This window comes from Klebsiella sp. K5-204 (assembly GCF_030128585.1).
GTDB lineage: Bacteria > Pseudomonadota > Gammaproteobacteria > Enterobacterales > Enterobacteriaceae > Klebsiella > Klebsiella quasipneumoniae.
This window is the reverse complement of the sequence record NZ_JAKUZS010000004.1, coordinates 288,531-308,017: the sequence shown is the minus strand read 5'-3', so window position 1 is coordinate 308,017 and position 19,487 is coordinate 288,531. Positions and strand designations below refer to the sequence as shown.

Here is a 19,487-nt window from a genome sequence, read left to right as displayed (position 1 = left end):
GGTTACTGCCCCGACGGGATGTCGCTGGCCTCGCTGTGGGCGTCAACCGTATCGGCGCTGCCGCTGGTCGCTGCGGTCGCCGGACTCGGCACCATCAGTTTTTCCCACGTGGCCTGCAGCTCCTTCATGTTGTATTCCGGTTCGCCTTTCGGCTGCTGCAACACCAGCGCCATATCCTGAGACAGTTGCTGACGCAGGTACTGGTTCAGCATGTCCACCGTCAGGGAGTTGAGGAACTCCTGACGCAGCTTCTGGTACTGCTCCGGCGCGATATCCACCACCTGATTTTGCAGGGAGCGCATGCGCTGGCTCATCAGAATGTCGGTATCGGTGCGCGCATAGGTGGCAAACAGCTTCTGCAGCTCGAGGCTTTTCTGAGCGATAAGCGCGTCAAACTCCTCCTGCGGCAGGCCGTTGTCGCGCACTTTCGCCAGCTCGCGCGAGACCACGCTCAGGTTGTTATTCAGGCGCTCGCCCGGCGATTCGATGTTGATGGCGCACTGCGCGCGCTGATAGAGCACCCGGCAGTCAAAACCAAGACCAATATCCTTGACGTTATTTTTACTCAGGCTCTGCTGCACGTGCCAGAACAGCGCTTCGCGGGCGAGGTCGTCGCGCCAGTAGCGCTGCAGCGCCGCGGAGTCGCGGATCGGCTGCCAGGGGGCGTCCCACATGATGGACAGTTTGTCCTGGCGCACGGCGCTGGTCATGATGCTGACCGGCACGGTGGGCAGCGGCGATAAGGTCGGCACCGCCGCGGGCGTTTCCCGCTTGCCCTTCAGATCGCCAAAGGTTTTGCTGATTTGCTCAGCGACGCTGCGGCTGTCGACGTTACCCACCACGATCAGCGTCATGGCGTCGGGGGTGTACCATTTTTGATAAAAGTCTTTCAGATGCGCCACGTCGATCGGCTGCTTCAGCGGCGCGGCCGGATCGTGGCCCAGCATGGTGGAGCCCTTGAGGCGATAGCGCCACCAGCCCTCTTTGGTATCCAGCGGCCAGGTCGCCACCATGTCGTTGCCTTGCAGCGCGTGATTGATCGATTCAGGCGTAATGGTCAGTTTACCGCTGGCGTCCGCCAGCCAGCTCAGCGCCTCTTTCAGCAGATCGTTGCGGTTATTCGGCAGGCTGAGATTAAACATCGTGTAATCGTAGGAGACGATGGCCGGCGGCAGAGGACGCTTCGGGTCAATACTCTGCTGCCACAGCGAGCGCGCCTGCATCGTCGGCAGGCTGCCGCTTTGCGTCAACGCCAGACGGGGAATAAAACGGCTGAAGCCGCTCTGCTGAGTGCTTTCGCTCAGCGAGCCAATATTCACGGACAGACGGACTTCGATACGGTCGCTGGGACGCTGCGGCGTGGCCAGCACCTGCCACGACAACCCATTCGCTAAGGTCCCTTGTTGCCAGGCCGGATCAGGCTGGAGCGCTTCTGCCTGCACATAACCGGCCGCCGCTACCATCAGCAAACCGCCCGTTAAGAGTTTAATTGTTGTGCCCTGCATGTGAACCCCTGATGAACATTCCTGGTTACAACAGCATCCCACTGACGGGCTGCCGAAAAAAGTGAGAGTGAAATACGTCGGTTAGACCACACGGAGACGAAAATGTCGCATGACAACGTAAAATAATCATTTCGTGTCATTCCCGCCGGGCGGAAATGACCTCTAATTATGCGCAGGAGCCCGTACTCCAGCAAGGGAGTACGGGCCTAAGAGGAGGATTTAAGAGGATAATTCGTGCGTTTTGTTCGCGGGAACACGGTTATTCAGCACATCATCCATCTGTTTGGCATCGAGTTCTTTAACCCATTTCGCGACCACCACCGTGGCGACGCCGTTACCCACCAGGTTAGTCAGCGCACGGGCTTCGGACATAAAGCGGTCAATACCGAGGATCAGCGCCAGGCCAGCCACCGGCAAATGCCCGACGGCCGAGATGGTCGCCGCCAGCACGATGAAGCCGCTGCCGGTCACTCCCGCCGCCCCTTTCGAAGAGAGCAGCAGCACCACCAGCAGGGTGATTTGATGGAAAATATCCATATGGCTGTTGGTCGCCTGGGCGATAAAGACCGCCGCCATCGTCAGATAGATAGAGGTGCCGTCGAGGTTGAACGAATAGCCGGTCGGGATCACCAGGCCCACCACCGATTTACGACAGCCGAGCTTCTCCATCTTGTCGAGCATGCGCGGCAGCGCCGATTCGGATGAAGAGGTCCCCAGCACGATCAGCAGCTCTTCGCGGATATAGCGGATAAATTTAAAGATGCTGAAGCCGGTGGCTTTGGCGATTGACCCCAGCACCACCACCACGAACAGGATACAGGTGATATAGAAGCAGATGATCAGCTGGCCCAGCTGCACCAGGGTGCCGACGCCATATTTACCGATGGTGAAGGCCATGGCCCCGAAGGCGCCGATCGGCGCCAGGCGCATGATCATATTGATGATGCCAAAGATGACCTGCGAGAAACTTTCAATGACGTTGAAAATCAGCTGGCCCTTGCTGCCCAGACGATGCAGGGCAAAGCCAAACAGAACGGCGAACAGCAGAACCTGAAGGATGTTGCCGCTGGCGAAGGCGCCAATGACGCTGCCCGGGATCACATCCAGTAAAAAGGCCACCACCCCCTGGTCTTTCGCCTGCTCAGCGTACACCGCCACCGCTTTCGCATCGAGCGTCGACGGGTCGACGTTCATCCCGGCCCCCGGCTGCACCACGTTGACAATAACCAGACCGATAATCAGCGCGATGGTGCTGACCACTTCGAAATAGAGCAACGCCACCGCCCCGGTACGGCCAACGGCTTTCATGCTCTCCATTCCGGCGATCCCCGTCACGACGGTACAGAAGATAACCGGAGCAATCACCATTTTAATCAGCTTAACGAAGGCGTCGCCGAAGGGTTTCATTTGCGCGCCCAGTTCCGGGTAAAAATGGCCCAGCAGAATACCGATCGCTATGGCCGTCAGAACCTGGACATAGAGGCTTTTAAAGATAGAGGTTTTCATAGGGTGTCCTTTGGGAATAACCACAGAGCAAGAAGGGATATTTGGCGTCTGTGGCTTAAAAATAACACCCTGGAAACATTTCAGAAATAACTAACGTCGAAAGTGCAACGCGATTGTTAAAATCTTTGAGCTGACTCGCACAAGTCAACAAAACATTTACAAATTTGCATCTTCCCGGACCGGGGATAAATAGCGGGCGCTGAACGCCTCCTGCGGTAAAGCGCAACCGAACAGGTGGCCCTGGAGCACCTCGACGCCGGCGGCTTGCAACCAGCGAGACTGGTCTTCCGTTTCCACCCCTTCCGCCACAATGCGCAGCGACAGGCCGCGCGCGAGCTGGATTATCGCCGGCACCATGCTGACATCCTCCGGCAGCATATCGATGAATACCTTATCAATTTTCAGAATATCCACCGGCAGAGCCTTCATCTGCTGCAGCTGGTGCAACCCGGCATAACCCATGCCAAAATCATCCAGCGCAATCCGCACGCCGGCCTCGCGCAGAGGCCGCAACCGCGCCATCACATCCTGCGGATCGTCCATCCGGCAGCTCTCCGTCACCTCAAGGATGAGGGTGCCCGGCGCAATGCGGTAGCGGGCGATCAGCTTCAGCATCTCCTCGCCACGGTCGTGCTCCAGCAGCTGGAGCAGGGAAACATTGACCGACAGCGGCAGCATAATGCCCTGGCTTTGCCAGGCGGCCAGCTGGCGGCAGGCCTCTTCCATCACCCAGTAGCCGACCGGGATAATCAGCCCGCAGGACTCAATGCGCTCAATCAGCGCCGGCGGTAGGGACCAGCTGCCATCCGCCTGCCGCTGGCGCAGCAGCACCTCGGCGCCGCAGAGCTCGCCGCTGGCGCAGGCCACCTGCGGCTGCAGCCAGATCGCGAACTGCTGGTTGTCGAGGGCGGTCATAATTTCGTGCTCTTCCATCAGGCGGCGCTGAGCCTTTTCCATCTGCTCGGGATCGAAGAACTCAATCTGATTTTTACCTTTGCGTCTTGCGGTGACCGCGGCCGAGACCGCGCGCCGGTAAAACTGTTCGGCGCTGAGACCGGGGTGGAACATGGCGATCCCGACGCTGGCGTAGGGCCGCAGCTGCAGACCATGCAGCGGTAAACGTTCATTAATAATAGTGAGCACTTGCTTACTTATCGTCACCGCCTGCCAGGATTCGGCGAGGCCATCGGCGAGAATGGCGAAGTCATAGCCGCTTACCTGGGCCAGCACCATCTGCGGCGGGATCGCGGCGCGCAGCTTCTCCACCAGCGTCAGGAGCAGCATTTCGCGCTGGCTCTCCTTGAGCACGCCGGCGGCGTCCTGCAGGGTTTCACAGGCGACGACGATCAGCGCGGCGCTCTGCGGGCGGGCCACCGTCTGCTCCAGCATCGCCAGCAAAAAGGCTTTATTCGGCAGCTCGGAGACAGGGAAGCGGGTCGACTGGATGGACAGCTCATCATGCTGGCGCACCAGGCTCTGCTGGTTGCGGTTATAGCTGCGCACCAGCATGCCGATCTCGTCGTCATGGTGCAGGCGCGGGAGGGTCAGCTGATGGCCAAGACGCTCCTGCTGGGAGAGATCGTTCAGCTCGCGGGCGATACGCCGCAGGGGGCGAACCATCAGCCGGTTGATGCACCAGGTGAGCGCCACCGTCAGCATTAGCACCAGAAGTAAGTAAGCAGTTACTAACGTAGCAAGGGCGCTCATGACGAATTTATACATGCGATAGGAGTCGGCCTGCAGCACCAGATAGGCCAGCGGTTGCGGGTTGGCCGGCCGCTCCAGCGAATAAATGGGCAGCGAAATCTGCACCGGCAGCTCAAACAGCCGGGTGATGGTCACCGGCACCGACCGCTCAGGGATAAACCGCATCCGCAGCGCCTGGAACTGGTTGGGCAAGACGACATCCGCCCGGCTGACGATGCCAGCAGGCTGGATACGGCTTAAAATGGCTTCCGCTTCCGGAATATCGGCTTTCAGAATAGCCGCAGACAGCGGTTCGCGAACGGATCGCGCGATACTTTCTAACTGCGTGGCCGTGGTAAAGCGACTCTGTTGCACAAAGTGAAACAGCAAAATAGTGCAAAAAACCAATACAAAGGCCATGGACACGCTCGCGACCATCGCCATCTGTTTGATTGTAAGTGAACGGCTGACGCGCAACGGTGTTCTCCACTGATACTGAATGCATACCCGGCATTAATCCATCAATCCCGGTCGTTTCAGGCTGATTATATACTTAAATCCTTCGCCCACGCCCGCGAGGGATGAAGTGACGGGATAGCTCCGCGCGGTGGCGCAGACGCCGGAGAGACCTCCCCGGCGGCCGACGGTGGGCAACGCCTCACGAGTATACGCGAAGCGCGCCGTGGAGTGGTGCTCTGTGACGTAATTCAGCCTATTCTGCTACCAGTCGGCGTAAGGCACCAGCGGCTGGGGCGGCATATCCAGATCCCCCTGCCAGCCGGCCGCCGAATAACGCACGTAAAGCAGCGCATGGCTCGGGGTGTAGTCCTTCGCCTGCTGAATATCGACCGCGGCGCCAACGAACCAGTTGCTGGTCACCCGCCGCTCCACCAGCGCTCTGGCGGTGTAACCGAATCCCTGGCTGCTGCCGCCCTCCTCCGTCAGTTCGCTGGCGCGCTGCCGGTAGTCGGACGGGATCAGGTTCAGCAGCGGATAGCGGGCTTGCGTCTGGGTACGCGAATGGGACCATGAGACCGATCCGCCGAGTTCCCAGGACCAGTTCTCCGTGCGCTGACGCCAGGTCACCGGCACAGCGAACGAGAGATACTCCTGCGGGCTGTAATAGCCGCCCTGGCCGAGGGTGTAACCGCTGAGATCTTTGTCGTAGTGCCAGATCATATTGTTGAGGCCGACGGTGACGCGACGATTATTCTCGTTAATCACCTTATAGTAGTAGCCGGTCATCCAGCGCACGCGCCAGTTATCCGCCACGTTTTTACCGGTCAGCGAGTCGGCCCCCAGCGAGGACCAGATACCGTGCGCTTCGCCCCGGTCATAGCTGAGGCTCACACCGCCGCCGTCGGCGCGAACGCCGCCCCAGGTGGTGCCAGTATGGCTGTTGCTGTCTTTCTGCCCGCCAAAGGAGAGCAGCGAGCTGGAGATGGGCCGCCGGTGCACGTTGACCGTGTACCCCACCGGCCCGACGTCGCTACTGTAGCTCAGGCCGCCGACCACATCGACGACATTGAAGCCCATCGGCGTGGTGCCGATATCGCCGCTCCAGGTGTCATTCTTCCAGCCGACCGCTACGCTGGCCCCGCTGTCGGTCTGATTTTTACTGCCGCTGGTACAGGCGATCTCCCCGCAGGTGCCCCAGCTGGGCGAGTAGCTCCCGTCGCTGTGGGTGGAAAAGCTGCCGGCATCCATATTGACCAGGTCGGTGCGGAAGAACATCCGGCCATCCGCCAGCGGGGCATCCACCTGCAGCATGGTGGTATGCGCCTTGAGGTCGGAATAGCCGCCGGTGCCGCTGGATCCCCAAAAGTCGTGTTCCAGGGTGACGTTCAGATCCTGCTGGCGATAAAGGTCGGCGGCATCGCTGCGGATCCCGCGCTTCAGCCAGTCATCCCGGCTGTCGTTGCGCGTCAGCCGGGTAAAGGTATCGTTATCCTGCGGCTGCGCGGGGGTGATGCCGGAGGCCACCATCGCCTCCCGGTAGTGGGTCAGCGCCTGCTGCGGCTCCCCGTTCCGGGTGGCAAAGCGCGCGGCATCGCGCAGCGCCAGCGCGCTCTCCATCGAGGGCGGCTGCGCCTTCGCCTGCGGCACAATCTGGTTAAAAATCTGTTGGGCGTCCGCGGTATCGCCAAGGCCAGCTCGCGCCAGGGCGACCCGCCGCTGCATATTCATGGATTCGGCCTCTGCGCCTTTCAGCTGCATGACCTGCGCCCGGGCGGCCTGTTTATCGCCCTCGGCCAGATAGACTTCCGCAAGGCCGAGGCGCGCATCGCCGTTGTCGGCTTCCTGACGCAGCACCCGCTGATAGTCGGCAATCGCCGTCTGGTTGTCCCCGCGCTGCTGGGCCCAGTCGGCCAGCGTCAGGTCATAGCGCACCGAGGCCGGCTGCTGTTTGATGAGGGCGATCGCCTGCGCTTCCTCGCCGCTGTCGCGCAGCTGGTTCGCCTGGCGCAGCACTCGGTCGCTTTGCAAACGCGCCTCAAGTTCACGAATGTTATCCGTCCACGCGCTGCGCGGCAGAGCGGCGATTTGCGCCAGCGCCAGATCGTCCTGGTCGTTCCCCGACAGGTAGAGCCCCGAGGCGTAGACCCGTTCGGCATCCTGCGGCTGGCGGTTGACCATCGTCCGCATCAGTGCGTCGGCCTCCTGGCGCTCACCGGCGCTGACCAGATCCCGCGCCAGACGGTAGGTTATCCACACGCTGTCCGGCTCGAGCGCCAGGCGCCGACGCTGAACTTCCGCCGCCTGCGCCCAGTTGCCCTGGCTCTCCAGGGCCTGCGCTTGTTTCTCCAGCCGGTCGTTGGTCAGGCTGCGCTCGATATCATCGATGCTGCGCCGCTGGGCGGCAGGAAGACCAGCGATCCAGGCGCTGGCTTTCTCCGGCGATTCGGCGCGATAGAGGTTGGCCAGGCCGCGCACCGCCAGGTTATTGCCGCGATCCAGGCGCAACGCCTGCTGGTAATAGCGCTCCGCCGCCGCCGCCTCTTTGCGCGCCGCCGCGACGTCGCCCAGCCCCAGCACGGCATAGCTGTCGGTCCGATCGACCCGCTGCGCCTGGGCATAATAATTCTGCGCCTGTGAAAGCTGACCGGCCTTCAGGGCGTTATCCCCCTGCTTGATCAGCAGCCAGTAGCGGTTGGTTTGCAGCAGGCTGTCCCATTTGCCGCGATTCGGGCTGTCGGGATCCATGGCAATCGCTTTATTGAGCTGGGCCACCGCGCGCGCTCGGTCGCCGCGCTGGGAATAGGCCTGGCCGAGGGCGCCCACCGCATCGCTGTCGCGGCTGTCGGCCTGAACGGCTTTCTGCAGATCCGCCACCGCATGCGAGGTATTTCCGGATTTGACCGCCGCCAGCCCTTCCGAGCGGGCGCGGAACGTCGGATCCTGCAGCTGCGCCTGCTGCTGGTCAAGCAGGACGCGGGCGTTCGCCGCCACCGAGCCGGTAGGAAACTGCAGCAGGAATTGCTGCAACGCCTGCACGCTGGCCTTGCTCACCGGCATGCTTTTCACTTCGCTGAACCACATATCGGCGGCGATACCGCGTCCTGAGGCTGAGCGGGCCATTTCCGCCAGATAGGCGAACCCTTCCTGCGGTTTGTTATCGGCAAACATCTGCTTCGCCAGCGCCGTCAGCAGGCTGACGTTGCCCGGCGCGCTGGCGTTCAGTTTTTTCAGCTGGCTGACGCCTTCGCTATGACGGGCCGGCAGGCGCGCCACCAGCGTCCAGTATTCAATAGCGGCATCAACATCATCCGGCACGCCGCCGAACAGTTTTTCATAGGCGGCGATGGCTTCATCGACCTTCCCGGCCACGCCCAGCAGTCGCGCCTGCTGCAGCGCCTGACGGCCCTCGCCGGTGTTGCTTTTCATCTCATTGCGCGACGCCTTCAGCTCAGGGGAATCCGGCGCCAGCTTCGTCAGTCGCTCCAGCTCTTTTTGCGCCCCGGCGGTATCCCCCTGGCGCAGCAGATAGCGCATCCGCGCGGCAATCAGGTCCGGGTTGTTGGGGTCGATCAGCTCCAGACGGTATAGCGACTGGCGCACCAGGTCTTCACGATTGCTGGCCTCGCCGAGGCGCACCTGCTCCAGCAGATGTTCCTGGGCGGGCGTCGTCGCCGCCTGCGCTAACGGCAGCAGCGCAACGCCGAGGGACAGCGTGAGTAAACTTAGTGAGAGCTTGCGCATTCCTGGTTCCAGTCAGGTTGTAATTCGCCACCCGCAGTGAAACGAAAACGGTGTTGATCCCAACCCTGACCGAACAGCGTCAGGACCGCGCTGTAGTAGGCATCCGCGCCGGGATAGTTATCGGCGACGCGCTGTCGTTGCACCGACCGGGCCTCGTCGTTCTGTAAAAACGGCAGCATCACCGCGGAGAAGCCCACCGGCCCCTGGCCGCTGGTTTTACCGGTGGCGATATTCACTTTCTCCGGCGGTACCCCCTGTTCCGTGGTCTGTGCCGCCATCGGCGCAAAGCGGGCCAGCAGACGCGCTTTTTGCTTATCGCCATCATGAAGCATGCCCACCCACAGGTAGACGCGAATCGCGTCATAGCTGCCGATCAGCGGCTTCTCCGTTTTCAGCTGCCAGCCTTTCCCTTTCTCATAGCGCACCCAGTCCGGGGTAAAGCCTTTCGGCGCGGTCTCCAGCAGCAGACGCAGGTTCGTGTCGCGCAGGGTGGGCCACGGCGCGCCAAAACGCACAAAATAGGTGGCCAGCTGCGGCGGAAGATAGCTGGGATTAAACCGCCAGCCGCTGTCGTCGGCAAAACCGACTTTTCCCGGCAGCAGCATCGTGCCAAGGCCCGGCACCGCCACCGTCTCTTCGTCAACAATCCGCGCCAGCAGCGCTTTCCCGGTCTCGGTGTACTGCGGCTGCTGCCACAGGCGCCCCGCCTCCAGCAGCGCCCAGGCTATCCACAGATCCGAGTCGGATGCCGAATTGCTGTCCAGCAGCGTCCACTGTTCGTCGTCCTTTTTCCCCCACAGCCAGCCCGGCAGATGCTGCCGCAGGTCGCCCTCCGCCAGATTGTTCTGCGTCCAGGTCAGCAGCTTGTCGAACCCCGCGCGATCGTTGGCCGCCAGGGCAAAGAACAGGCCATAGCTCTGTCCTTCGGAAGTGGAAATTTTGCGCGCATCGCTGGGGTCGATCACCCGCCCCTCGGGGCTGACGTACGCTTTCTTAAACTGCTCCCAGGCGGGCCACTGGCAAGCGGCGCTCGCCTGGCCCGCCGCCAGTACCAGCGCGGAGAGCACCGCGCCGCAAAGTACTTTCATCATCGTTTATTCATCATCCAGGCTAAGGCGGCGGCGGCTGATAATGCGCAGCATGCGCCACAGCACCCACGCCAGCAGCACGATACTGACCGCGGCGAAGATCGCCAGCAGTATCGGGTGGTTAGAGAGCGCGAACCAGATGCGCTCGAACCAGGGCAGATGGCCGACATAGTAAACATCGCCCACCCGCAGGCTGTTGACGCCGGATTCGCGGATCACCGCCACCGAGCCAAACATCGCCGCCCGCTTACCGCTGTCGTTGAGGGCGTTGGTCAGCAATTCATTACCGCGCGGGCTGTCGGCCAGCAGGGCCACCACGCTACGCTGATCGTTGTAGGGCGACTGGAAGCCAATCACCGCCGCCATCGGTCCGGAAGAGGTGATGTCGGTGCGGGTGTTGGGCGTGCGGGCCTCGTCATCGGGATAAATGCTCGCCAGGTCATAGTGGCGCATCGGCATTTTCACCCAGCTTTTGGTCGCCTCGACCAGCAGGTTGATTTTGGTATCGTCCTTGAGAGACGAAGGGATCGCGCCGATCAGCAGCAGATCCGCGTCTTTATTCTTGATCTGGTTGCCATCGTCGGTCATTTGCAGATTAATCGCCGCCAGGCCGGTCTGCGAACCGATGCCGCCCAGCGCCTGCAGCAGCGTCGCCACCTGGCCCTGGGTCGGCGCCTTCGGCACCACCACCAGGGTGTCAGCGAGGTCAGCCATTCGGCTGTAAGGGAAGCCCGCATTGGCGAAGACGCGCAGGTCCGGCAGCGCAATAAAGTGATAATACTTCGAGAAGTCGATGGTCGAATCGTCGCCGATCACCACATGGTTCTGCACCGGCTGGAAGGTAATACAGTTGTCGATGGAGCCGCCGGGCATCGGGTTCATGTACTGGAAGTCAAAGCGCAGCTGGTTCACCGCCCCAAGACGCAGCGCGGGGATGGTGACCTCCGATTTGCCGTCCAGCAGCCCCTGCAGCACCGGCAGGCGCAGGATCAGTTTGTTCACGTCCTGGGAGCTGTTAAGGCTGAACGACTGCAGGAACTGGTCGTTGAGGCTGATATCCATCCGCGAACTGTCCTTCACCGGCGGCATGGTGTAGCGATATTTCAGATCCATATCGATGCCGTTGGCCCGCAGCAGATAGAGATCCGGCGGCAGGTTAAGCGCCACGGTGATGGCATCCGGCACCAGCCCGCTGGACTGCAGCTGTTGCTCATAGGTTTTCAGCTCAGCAAAGGTGACCGAGCGGTCGGTGCGCACCCAGTTTGGCGCATCGTATGGCTGCCGCGGCTGCAGGGTTTTGATGCCGTCCACGGTGACGCTGCTGCCGCGGAACAGAATATTGCCCTGGGCAATCCCCTTCGCCGCCAGCAGCAGGTCTTTATCATCGCGGCCGAAAATCACCAGCAGCTTGACGTAAGGATCGTTCGGGTTGTCGATCATTTCGATGGTCGGCGCGTTGACCGGCGGATGATCGCGCAGGAAATCCGGACGCTTGTCGTTGGTGGCGAAGACAATGGCGTTACGATCCGGCAGTTCGTTGAAATAGACCGGGAACTGCTGGCCGCGCCAGCCGGCCTTGCTGCCGAACCATGAGGCGATAATCGCCGCCGCCTGCTGCTGGGCCACCGCCGGCGAACCCGGGAAAATCATCGGCAGCGTCAGCGGGCGGTTGTCGCGCGGATCGTAGAACGGCACCGGGAAGTGCGACAGATCGTTATGCACCTTCAGCGACTGGTAGGTGAGATCCAGATAGCTTTCGCGCCCGACGTCCAGCCACAGCGTGCTGCTGGCCGGGTTTTCGCAGACATCGCGATAGTGGCCGACAAACTCCAGCCGTATGCGGTTGAAGTCGGTGATATACAGCGGGTCAATCGGCAGCTGCGCACGGATCTTTTTCCCCAGCTGCTCTTTGGTGACGGGCAGAACGCCCATCAGCTCATCGTTGAGATAGACTTTCAGCTGCGACTGCACGGGCAGCAGTGAGGGCGACGGGGTATATTCCAGATTGAGCAGCGCGTTGGCGACCAGCTCATCGCTGCGCATGCCGAATTCGACCGAGGCGTCAGGCCGTGAGCCGCGCAGCACAATGCTGCCCGGAGGCGGCGCGATGGAGGCAAAGGTCAGCTTCACCTCCCGCTGCGGGATATTCTCGGCGACCACCGCCGGAGCGGTCGGTTCGGCGAGGGTCGCCGTCGGCTCGCCAATCGTCACCGGCGCGGGCGGGGTGGCCGCCTGCGGCTGAACGCCAGGAGCCGGGTTCACCACGGCGGCCGGCGCCGCGTAAGAGGCCAGCGGATACCAGCTGCACATGCCCACCGCTACTGCACACATCCAGGAAAGTTTTCTTTTCATCGCATTATCATCATTGTTGAGCCATTGCCGGGTCTGCGGAGAGCGTCGGCGCGGCGCGTTCAGGGCGTCGGGGTACAAACGACACTATCCATGCCACCAGCGAGGTGAGCGCGCGGAAAATGACCTTCACCGACGGCGGCGAAAACTCCGCCAGGTGACGGTAACCACGGAATCCCAGCTTGAGGATATCCAGCAGGCTTTCCATCGGCTTATCTTCCGGGAAGCTATCCTGCCAAAGCGCCCACGTATCGGCGCGGGCAAACGTACACTGCACAAAATCGATATGCTGCTGGTTGGTCAACGGCAGCAGCTGCAATCCCACTTCGTTGCCGTTTACCCGCGCGACCCGCACCGGGAAGACATACTCCTGCTGTCCCCGTTTGAGCAGCAGCCTGGCGTTCTGCCCCTCCAGCACCTGCGCGTCGCTGTGAATTTTGATCCCCAGGCCGCCGTCGGAATAGTCGTGAACGGTGCAGGAGAACAGATGGCCGTCATCGCGGGCGATGGCCGCCGGCATGCTCATTTCGACACGATGCGACCGGCGGACCTGCTTGCTTTCAACCGAGACCGCCACCGCGCCGCCAAGAATAATCAGGTTGTAGAACACCCAGACAATACTCACCCAGACGGTGAGAATTTCGTTTTCCGGGCCGTACATAAAGCGCCAGATCCCCACCGCGACGCCGACCAGGTTGAGCAGCACGAGGTAGATATAGGGCCGGGAGATCACCCAGTCGACATACTCCTCTTCCACCAGCCCACCCTTCGCGGTGACGTTGAATTTGCCTTTATGCGGGTTAATCAACGCCACAAAGGTGGGCGGCGCGATATACCAGGCGAGCACCGTCTCGTAGATTTCACTCCAGAACGAATGGCGGTATTTGCCCTGAATCTTCGAGTTGGTCAGGCTGGCGTGGATCATATGCGGCAGCACGAACAGCGCGATCATCAGCGCCGGCGCATAAATGATATAGGCATGGAGCAGCAAAAAGGCCAGCGGCGCCGTGAGGAAGATGAGGCGCGGAATACCGGAGAGGAAGTGGAGCATGGCGTTGGCGTAGCAGACGCGCTGCGCCAGCTTCAGCCCCTTGCCAAACAGCGGGTTATCGAGACGGAAAATCTGCACCATGCCGCGCGCCCAGCGGATGCGCTGGCCAATGTGCGCCGACAAACTCTCCGTCGCCAGCCCCGCCGCCTGCGGAATACGCATATAGGCGGAGGTGTAGCCGCGCCGGTGCAGGCGCAGCGAGGTGTGGGCATCTTCGGTCACCGTTTCGACGGCAATGCCGCCAATCTCATCCAGCGGGCCGCGGCGGATCACGGCGCAGGAGCCGCAGAAGAAGGTGGCGTCCCACATATCGTTCCCGTCCTGTACCAGGCCGTAGAACAGGGTGCCTTCGTTCGGCGTTTTGCGAAAACGGCCAAGGTTGCGCTCAAAGGGGTCTGGGGAGAAGAAATGGTGCGGGGTCTGCATCATCGCCAGCTCTTTCTCTTTCATGAACCAGCCCATGGTCATCTGCAGAAACGAGCGCGTCGGCACGTGGTCGCAGTCAAAGATCGAGACAAACTCCCCTTTGGCGTATTTCAGCGCATTGTTGATGTTACCGGCCTTGGCGTGCTCATGGCTGGTACGGGCGATGTAGTGCACCCCGACATCTTTGGCAAACTGGCGAAACGCTTCCCGTCCGCCGTCGTCGAGGATCCAGATGTTGAGCTTGTCCTTCGGCCAGTCGATGCCCTGCGAGGCATAGATGGTGTTTTTCACCACGTTGAGATCTTCGTTGTAGGTGGGGACGAAGATATCCACCGTCGGCCACAGATCCATGTCCTCCGGCAGCGGCACCGGTTGGCGGTTCAACGGCCAGACCACCTGGAAGTAGCCCAGCACCAGCACCACCCAGGCGTAGGTTTCGGCGAACAGCAAAATAATCCCGCACACCAGGCTTACCGGGTCGTTCCAGTTCAGCGTCGAGGTGTAGCGCCACCAGATATAGCGGCACGAGACCGTCAGCGACAGCACGATCAGCATCAGCGCCGAGAAGCGGCCGGGGATGCGCCGCACCAGCAGCGCCACGCCCCACAGCAGCATCAGGAAGATAAATTGCGACAGCGGGTTAAAGGGCTGCGTAATACACATCAGCGCCAGCACCAGCGAGCAGCAGGTCACCACTCCGAGGATTGCCCGGCGCAGTTTAGGATTGAGGTGCGCCAGCTCTTTCTGTTTATCCAGATGGCGGGTGCGGGCGTTAACCTGCTCAGGCAGTTTCTCCATCCATTGCGCGTAGCGACCATGCACCCCTTCCAGCGCCGCCAGCGAACGCCAGTTGACCTTTTTCTCCGGCTCCGGCACGCGGGTCGCCAGCAGCCACAGGGATTGCAACAGATAGCGCAGCGGATCCAGGAGCCGTGGCCGGTGCGGATTAATATGGGGGAAATAGGTGTCATGGTGCGCCAGAATCGCCTGCCAGCGCGGCGTCTCCAGCGGCATGAGCGCCCAGACCAGCGATGCCCACAGGCAGCCAAGCGACGCCGACAGCCAGGAGGCGCCATGCTGCCGGTAGTCGTCATAGCGCGCGCGCAGCCGTTCCCCCACCGGCGGGGCCAACAGCAGCGTGCTGAGGCGGATCATACCGCCCTCCCGCCGGCATAGTGGATCAGGCACCAGTTCGCCAGGGTCAGCACCTCTTCCGCCGCCAGAGAGTCCTGGCGATACTCCCCAAGGGGCTGTTTCGCCGCCAGGCACTCGGCCATCGCCTCGTCGCGGTGAATGGTCACCGGCAGGATCCGCGGCTGGCTCTCGAGCCACAGCTGGTAGAGATCTTCCTGCAGCTGGCTGCCGACCCGCAGATCGTTAATCAGAATATCGCTGTTGGCCGGAAAGGGCTGCTGGTGCAAACGGATATGGCTGTTGGCGTCGGGATGGACCACCACCAGCGAGCGGTCGCAGAGCGTCAGCAGCTCGCGGGTCAACGGCGAATAGCCCGCCGGCAGATCCAGCAGCAGCCAGCGGTACTGGCCCTGCAGCTGCTGTACCGCTTCCGTCATCGCTCCCAGGGTGGGCAGCAGCTGGTCGACGTTTTCTCTTTCGCCCGCGCTGAGCTGGCCAAACGGCAGCAGATCGATATGTTGCGTATAGCGCAGACCCGCGTCGCGCCAGTCACGGCCGTCAAGCAGCGACCGGGCCCAGCCGTCCTGATGATGGATATCGGTGTTGAAAAAAAAGCGCAGCATATTATCCGGGCTGGCGTCGATCGCCAGCACGCTTTCACCGAGCAATTGCAGCGCCCAGGCGAGTGCAGCCGTAATGGACGTGACGCCAGTTCCCCCGCGCACGCCCTGTAACCCCAGAATAGCCATCTCCGGCTTCCTTATTTTTTCTCTGCAAACTCTGCCAGCAGCGGCCAGCGCTTCAGCGCTGCGTTCAGCTGTTCACGCCTCGAAATATCATGATAATCAATATCCGGCAGGGAAAATGCCCGGCTTAGCGCCAAAAAATCATTTTGAAAGGTGTACCCCAGCGTGGCGTCCGTGGGTACGACAGGATCTTTTGCTGGCATATCTCTGTCCGTTCGAAATTTATTATTAAACCAGAGGACGTATACAGCGCTTCCTTAAAAAGCAGGTGTACATGCTAAAACTGATGACCTTTAATTTCAATGTTAGGTTTACTCTGTCAGTTTCGCTAGTAAACTTATCCAGTGTGAATCAGGGCGCACGAGGGATGCCGTGGATAGTGTATTTACTTTGGGTATTTCATCATTATGGGATGAAGTGTGCCATATGCCGGTCGGCGGGGTATGGTGGCTCAACGTTGACCGTTATGCCGATGCCGTCAGTCTGGTTAATCAGACGCTGGCCGCGCAGGCGAAAAACAGCAAAGTTGCCGCGCTGGTCATGGGTGATAAACCTGATGATATCATTTCATTAGATAGCATTCATGGCCCGAATAATATCGCGCTGTTTACCCTGCCGAATCGCCCGGAGGCGCTGGAAGAAATACATCGTGATTTAGTCTGCTCCCTCGAGCCTGGCAATTATTTGTTTATTCTGCTATGCGCTGAAAATGCCTGGCAAAATATAAATAATGAAAAGTTATGCGCCTGGGTGGAAAAAACCAGTCGCTGGGCGCAATATCATCGCTGCACGTTCTTAGCGATCAATCCCGCCCAGGATATCGATCGGCAGCTCACCCCGTTATTACGCGCGTACCGATCCCTTTCCGGTCTGGCAAGTATTCGCTACCAGGGCGACCGCCATCTTTTTGATATTGCCTGGTGGGGAAGCGATAAAGGCATCAGCGCCCAGCAGCAGCTGATGGTGCAACACGACGACGCCGGCTGGCGATTAGCGCAGGATGCTGAAACCAGCGTGCAGCCGCGTAGCGACGAAAAAGCGATCCTCAGCCATGTGCGCGTCCTCGAAGGCGCCCCGCCGCTCTCGGAATACTGGACCCTGTTCGATACCAATGACGAGGTCTTCAACGCCGGGCGCACTGCGCAGGCGGCGACGATCCTCTTCTCCATTACCCAGAATACGCAAATTGAACAGCTGGGGCGCTATATTCATACCCTGCGTCGTCAGCGCGGCACCGCGCTGAAAATTATTGTCCGCGAACAAACCCCCAGCCTGCGCGCGACCGATGAGCGGCTGCTGCTCAGCAGCGGCGCCAGCCTGGTGATCCCCAACAGCGCGTCGCTTTCCCGCTGCCTGACGCTGATTGAAAGCGTACAGAACCAAAAGTTCTCCCGGCGTATCCCGGAAGATTTTGCCACCCTGCTCACCTGGAGCCAGCCGTTAAAGCTGCGGGGCTATCAGAAATGGGACGCCTTTTGCGAAGCGGTGCACAACGTGATGACCAATACCCTGCTGCCGGCCGACAGCAAAGGCGTGATGGTGGCCCTGCGCCCGGCGCCGGGGCTGCGCGTCGAGCAGGCGCTGACGTTATGCAAACCCAACCGGATGGGCGACATCATGACCATCGGCAATAACCGGCTGGTGCTGTTCTTGTCATTTTGCCGAATCAATGACCTCGACACCGCGCTAAATCATATTTTCCCGCTGCCGACCGGCGATATTTTTTCTAACCGTATGGTGTGGTTTGAAGACAAACAGATCCTCTCGGAAATCGTGATCATGCGCGGCGTCGAGCCGGCGCGCTGGAACACGCCGCTGCCCCTCTCGGTCGGTAAAAACGAAACCATCAACGCCACCCATGATGGACGCCACTGGCGACGCTATCCCGAACCACACCGGTTAACCACCCGTGAGGAGCAAGCCTGATGATGTCTATCGCCGATATTCTGCAACTGGTGGTGCTCTGCGCCCTGCTGTTTTTTCCGCTGGGCTACCTGACGCGCCACTATCAGCGCCGGATCCGCACGACATTAAGATTGATGTTCTTTAAACCCCGTTACGTGAAACCGGCAGGGGTATTACGCCGGGGAACAACGGTTAAGCAAGGCAAAGCGAATAAATGACAAATAAAAAAACGACCGCGGCACCGCTTCCGCTCTGGCAGTACTGGCGCGGCCTTGGCGGCTGGAACTTATACTTTCTGGTCAAGTTTGCCCTGCTGTGGGCCGGGTATCTCAATTTCCACCCGATGCTGAACCTGGTGTTTCTCGCCTTTCTGCTGGTGCCGATCCCGCGTGAAAAGCTGCACCGCATCCGCCACTGGATCGCCATTCCGCTCGGCTTCGCGCTGTTCTGGCATGATACCTGGCTGCCCGGGCCGGAGACGCTGCTTAGCCAGGGCTCGCAAATCGCCGGCTTCAGCGCCAGCTATATCTGGGATCTGATTGTCCGCTTTATCAACTGGAGCATGGTCGGCGCCTTCTTTGTTTTACTGGTGCTATGGCTGTTTATCAGCCAGTGGCTGCGCGTTACCGTGTTTGTCTCCGCGATGGTCGTCTGGCAGGCGGTCAGCCCGTTGCTGCCGGCCTTTACCATTTGGCCTGCCGGTCAGCCCACCACCGCCGCCGCCACCGCGCCGGCCAACGTCGGGACCAACGCCGCCGCTGGCGCCGCGTCCAGCCCGGCCAGCAGCGATATTCCGCCGCAGACCGAGCCGCCGACCTCGGCCAACCTCACCAACTGGCTGAACGGTTTCTATGCCGCCGAGCAGAAGCGCAAGACGCCGTTCCCGGACCAGCTGCCGGCGGATGCGCAGCCGTTTGACCTGCTGGTGATCAATATCTGCTCGCTCTCCTGGTCGGATATTGAAGCCGCCGGGCTGATGGACCACCCGCTGTGGAAGCATTTCGATATCGTCTTCAAAAACTTTAACTCCGCAACCTCCTACAGCGGACCGGCGGCGGTGCGCCTGCTGCGCGCCAGCTGCGGCCAGCTGTCGCATACCAACCTGTATCAGCCGTCCGGCGCCGATTGCTACCTGTTTGAAAACCTGGCGAAACTCGGCTTCAACCAGCAGCTGATGCTCGGCCACAACGGCCTGTTCGGCGACTTCCTGAAAGAGCTGCGTTCGCTGGGCGGCATGCAGAGCCCGCTGATGGACCAGAGCGGTCTGCCGGTCAGCCTGCAGGCGTTTGACGGCTCGCCGGTGTACGAGGATCTGGCGGTCCTCAACCGCTGGCTGAAGACCGAAGAGGCCAGCAGCAATCCGCGGAGCGCCACCTTCTATAACACCCTGCCGCTGCATGACGGCAACCACTTCCCGGGACAAAGCAAAACCGCGGACTACAAAGTGCGCGCGCAAAAGCTGTTTGACGACCTGGATAACTTCTTCACCGAGCTGGAAAAATCGGGGCGGAAGGTGATGGTGGTGGTGGTGCCGGAACACGGCGGCGCGCTGAAGGGCGATAAGATGCAGGTGTCTGGCCTGCGTGATATCCCGAGCCCGTCGATCACTAACGTCCCGACGGCGGTGAAATTCTTCGGCATGAAGGCGCCGCATGAAGGCGCGCCGATTATCATCGATCAGCCCAGCAGCTACCTGGCGGTGTCGGAGCTGGTGGTGCGCGCCCTCGACGGCAAAATGTTCAGCGAAGAGAGCGTCAACTGGCAGCAGTATGTCGCCAACCTGCCGCAGAGCGCGGCGGTGTCCGAAAACGCCAACGCCATCGTTATCCAGTATCAGGGCAAGCCGTATGTCCAGCTGAATGGCGGAAGCTGGGTGCCTTATCCGCAATAA

General features: G+C 60.8%; 12 protein-coding genes. 3 read left to right on the top strand and 9 right to left on the bottom strand.

Features of this window, described 5'->3' with window-relative positions; genetic code table 11:
• Positions 1 to 2 precede the first annotated feature (2 nt).
• The 9 genes from MKR05_RS12980 to bcsR all read right to left on the bottom strand — a co-directional run bounded on the left by MKR05_RS12980 (position 3) and on the right by bcsR (position 15,894).
• The gene (locus MKR05_RS12980; RefSeq protein WP_101990860.1) at positions 3 to 1,505 is read right to left on the bottom strand and encodes a pitrilysin family protein; all 1,503 of its coding nucleotides are present in this window, start codon (positions 1,503 to 1,505) and stop codon (positions 3 to 5) included.
• 219 nt (positions 1,506 to 1,724) lie between these two features.
• Complete coding sequence (locus MKR05_RS12975) at positions 1,725 to 3,011, bottom strand: dicarboxylate/amino acid:cation symporter (RefSeq protein WP_023291290.1); 1,287 nt, start codon at positions 3,009 to 3,011, stop codon at positions 1,725 to 1,727.
• 156 nt (positions 3,012 to 3,167) lie between these two features.
• Positions 3,168 to 5,174, bottom strand: coding sequence for a biofilm formation regulator HmsP (gene hmsP / locus MKR05_RS12970; RefSeq protein WP_064154933.1), 2,007 nt, complete (start codon positions 5,172 to 5,174; stop codon positions 3,168 to 3,170).
• 243 nt (positions 5,175 to 5,417) lie between these two features.
• Positions 5,418 to 8,897: a cellulose synthase complex outer membrane protein BcsC gene (gene bcsC, locus MKR05_RS12965; RefSeq protein WP_238875241.1), complete on the bottom strand. Its 3,480-nt coding sequence runs from the start codon at positions 8,895 to 8,897 to the stop codon at positions 5,418 to 5,420.
• Positions 8,879 to 9,988 (bottom strand): cellulose synthase complex periplasmic endoglucanase BcsZ, encoded by a 1,110-nt coding sequence (gene bcsZ, locus MKR05_RS12960; RefSeq protein WP_023291293.1) that lies wholly within the window; start codon positions 9,986 to 9,988, stop codon positions 8,879 to 8,881. Before bcsZ ends, bcsC begins: the two co-directional genes overlap by 19 nt.
• 3 nt (positions 9,989 to 9,991) lie before the next feature.
• Positions 9,992 to 12,337, bottom strand: coding sequence for a cellulose biosynthesis cyclic di-GMP-binding regulatory protein BcsB (gene bcsB / locus MKR05_RS12955; RefSeq protein WP_049013024.1), 2,346 nt, complete (start codon positions 12,335 to 12,337; stop codon positions 9,992 to 9,994).
• Positions 12,338 to 12,347: 10 nt separating this feature from the next.
• Positions 12,348 to 14,966: a UDP-forming cellulose synthase catalytic subunit gene (bcsA, locus tag MKR05_RS12950; RefSeq protein ID WP_238875239.1), complete on the bottom strand. Its 2,619-nt coding sequence runs from the start codon at positions 14,964 to 14,966 to the stop codon at positions 12,348 to 12,350.
• On the bottom strand, positions 14,963 to 15,694 hold the full coding sequence (gene bcsQ / locus MKR05_RS12945; RefSeq protein WP_072421040.1) for a cellulose biosynthesis protein BcsQ: 732 nt from the start codon (positions 15,692 to 15,694) through the stop codon (positions 14,963 to 14,965). Before bcsQ ends, bcsA begins: the two co-directional genes overlap by 4 nt.
• A gap of 11 nt (positions 15,695 to 15,705) precedes the next feature.
• Positions 15,706 to 15,894 (bottom strand): cellulose biosynthesis protein BcsR, encoded by a 189-nt coding sequence (bcsR, locus tag MKR05_RS12940; protein WP_023291297.1) that lies wholly within the window; start codon positions 15,892 to 15,894, stop codon positions 15,706 to 15,708.
• 169 nt (positions 15,895 to 16,063) lie between these two features.
• Here bcsR and bcsE point away from each other — a divergent pair, with 169 nt between their 5' ends.
• The 3 genes from bcsE to bcsG are packed head-to-tail and all read left to right on the top strand — an operon-like array spanning position 16,064 to position 19,487.
• Positions 16,064 to 17,617, top strand: coding sequence for a cellulose biosynthesis protein BcsE (gene bcsE, locus MKR05_RS12935; protein WP_023291298.1), 1,554 nt, complete (start codon positions 16,064 to 16,066; stop codon positions 17,615 to 17,617).
• The gene (gene bcsF, locus MKR05_RS12930) at positions 17,617 to 17,814 is read left to right on the top strand and encodes a cellulose biosynthesis protein BcsF (protein ID WP_004204976.1); all 198 of its coding nucleotides are present in this window, start codon (positions 17,617 to 17,619) and stop codon (positions 17,812 to 17,814) included. Before bcsE ends, bcsF begins: the two co-directional genes overlap by 1 nt.
• Complete coding sequence (gene bcsG / locus MKR05_RS12925) at positions 17,811 to 19,487, top strand: cellulose biosynthesis protein BcsG (RefSeq protein ID WP_044525010.1); 1,677 nt, start codon at positions 17,811 to 17,813, stop codon at positions 19,485 to 19,487. The genes bcsF and bcsG overlap by 4 nt, the downstream gene beginning before the upstream one ends.